Consider the following 3,013-nt stretch of genomic DNA (forward strand, 5'->3'; position numbering starts at 1 on the left):
TTGTTCCTTGAAAACTAGATAATAGATAGAAGGCAATTAATTTTTTTCAAAGCATCTGTAAGATCTTTTTTAACGGTTAAGTTAGAAAGGGCGCACGGTGGATGCCTTGGCACTAGGAGCCGATGAAGGACGGGACTAACACCGATATGCTTCGGGGAGCTGTAAGTAAGCTTTGATCCGGAGATTTCCGAATGGGGAAACCCACTGTTCGTAATGGAACAGTATCTTTACCTGAATACATAGGGTACTGAAGGCAGACCCGGGGAACTGAAACATCTAAGTACCCGGAGGAAGAGAAAGCAAACGCGATTTCCTGAGTAGCGGCGAGCGAAACGGAATTAGCCCAAACCAAGAGGCTTGCCTCTTGGGGTTGTAGGACACTCAACATGGAGTTACAAAGGAACGGGGTAAATGAAGCGACCTGGAAAGGTCCGTCGAAGAAGGTAAAAACCCTGTAGTTGAAACTTCGTTCCCTCCTGAGTGGATCCTGAGTACGGCGGGACACGAGAAATCCCGTCGGAAGCAGGGAGGACCATCTCCCAAGGCTAAATACTCCCTAGTGACCGATAGTGAACCAGTACCGTGAGGGAAAGGTGAAAAGCACCCCGGAAGGGGAGTGAAATAGATCCTGAAACCGTGTGCCTACAAGTAGTCAAAGCCCGTTAATGGGTAATGGCGTGCCTTTTGTAGAATGAACCGGCGAGTTACGATTTCATGCGAGGTTAAGTTGATGAGACGGAGCCGCAGCGAAAGCGAGTCTGAATAGGGCGAATGAGTATGAGGTCGTAGACCCGAAACCAGGTGATCTACCCATGTCCAGGGTGAAGTTCAGGTAACACTGAATGGAGGCCCGAACCCACGCACGTTGAAAAGTGCGGGGATGAGGTGTGGGTAGCGGAGAAATTCCAATCGAACCTGGAGATAGCTGGTTCTCTCCGAAATAGCTTTAGGGCTAGCCTCAAGATGAGAGTATTGGAGGTAGAGCACTGATTGGACTAGGGGCCCCCAACGGGTTACCGAATTCAGTCAAACTCCGAATGCCAAATACTTATTCTTGGGAGTCAGACTGCGAGTGATAAGATCCGTAGTCGAAAGGGAAACAGCCCAGACCACCAGCTAAGGTCCCAAAGTATACGTTAAGTGGAAAAGGATGTGGAGTTGCTTAGACAACCAGGATGTTGGCTTAGAAGCAGCCACCATTTAAAGAGTGCGTAATAGCTCACTGGTCGAGTGACTCCGCGCCGAAAATGTACCGGGGCTAAACGTATCACCGAAGCTGTGGATTGACACCGTATGGTGTCGATGGTAGGAGAGCGTTCTAAGGGCGTTGAAGTCAGACCGGAAGGACTGGTGGAGCGCTTAGAAGTGAGAATGCCGGTATGAGTAGCGAAAGAAGGGTGAGAATCCCTTCCACCGAATGCCTAAGGTTTCCTGAGGAAGGCTCGTCCGCTCAGGGTTAGTCGGGACCTAAGCCGAGGCCGAAAGGCGTAGGCGATGGACAACAGGTTGATATTCCTGTACCACCTATACATCGTTTGAACGATGGGGGGACGCAGAAGGATAGGGTAAGCGCGCTGTTGGATATGCGCGTCCAAGCAGTTAGGCCGGAAACGAGGCAAATCCCGTTTCCATTAAGGCGGAGCTGTGATGGCGAGGGAAATATAGTACCGAAGTTCCTGATTCCACGCTGCCAAGAAAAGCCTCTAGTGAGATGTAAGGTGCCCGTACCGCAAACCGACACAGGTAGGCGAGGAGAGAATCCTAAGGTGTGCGAGAGAACTCTCGTTAAGGAACTCGGCAAAATGACCCCGTAACTTCGGGAGAAGGGGTGCTTTTTAGGGTGAATAGCCCAGAAAAGCCGCAGTGAATAGGCCCAGGCGACTGTTTAGCAAAAACACAGGTCTCTGCGAAGCCGCAAGGCGAAGTATAGGGGCTGACACCTGCCCGGTGCTGGAAGGTTAAGGGGAGAGGTTAGCGCAAGCGAAGCTTTGAACCGAAGCCCCAGTAAACGGCGGCCGTAACTATAACGGTCCTAAGGTAGCGAAATTCCTTGTCGGGTAAGTTCCGACCCGCACGAAAGGTGTAACGATCTGGGCACTGTCTCAACGAGAGACTCGGTGAAATTATAGTACCTGTGAAGATGCAGGTTACCCGCGACAGGACGGAAAGACCCCGTGGAGCTTTACTGCAGCCTGATATTGAATTTTGGTACAGCTTGTACAGGATAGGTAGGAGCCTGAGAAGCCGGAGCGCCAGCTTCGGTGGAGGCGTTGGTGGGATACTACCCTGGCTGTATTGAAATTCTAACCCGCGCCCCTTATCGGGGTGGGAGACAGTGTCAGGTGGGCAGTTTGACTGGGGCGGTCGCCTCCTAAAGAGTAACGGAGGCGCCCAAAGGTTCCCTCAGAATGGTTGGAAATCATTCGTAGAGTGTAAAGGCACAAGGGAGCTTGACTGCGAGACCTACAAGTCGAGCAGGGACGAAAGTCGGGCTTAGTGATCCGGTGGTTCCGCATGGAAGGGCCATCGCTCAACGGATAAAAGCTACCCCGGGGATAACAGGCTTATCTCCCCCAAGAGTCCACATCGACGGGGAGGTTTGGCACCTCGATGTCGGCTCATCGCATCCTGGGGCTGTAGTCGGTCCCAAGGGTTGGGCTGTTCGCCCATTAAAGCGGTACGCGAGCTGGGTTCAGAACGTCGTGAGACAGTTCGGTCCCTATCCGTCGCGGGCGCAGGAAATTTGAGAGGAGCTGTCCTTAGTACGAGAGGACCGGGATGGACGCACCGCTGGTGTACCAGTTGTCTTGCCAAAGGCATAGCTGGGTAGCTACGTGCGGACGGGATAAGTGCTGAAAGCATCTAAGCATGAAGCCCCCCTCAAGATGAGATTTCCCATGGCGCAAGCTAGTAAGATCCCTGAAAGATGATCAGGTTGATAGGTCAGAGGTGGAAGCATGGTGACATGTGGAGCTGACTGATACTAATAGATCGAGGACTTAACCAACGCTTT

Annotated in this window: 1 rRNA gene; it reads left to right on the plus strand. The window is 52.1% G+C overall.

The window, feature by feature from the left end:
* Positions 1-74: 74 nt before the first annotated feature.
* Positions 75-3,007, plus strand: a 23S ribosomal RNA gene (locus MHB45_RS28170).
* Positions 3,008-3,013: the final 6 nt, after the last annotated feature.

This window comes from Peribacillus sp. FSL K6-5616, assembly GCF_038008245.1.
GTDB lineage: Bacteria > Bacillota > Bacilli > Bacillales > DSM-1321 > Peribacillus > Peribacillus frigoritolerans.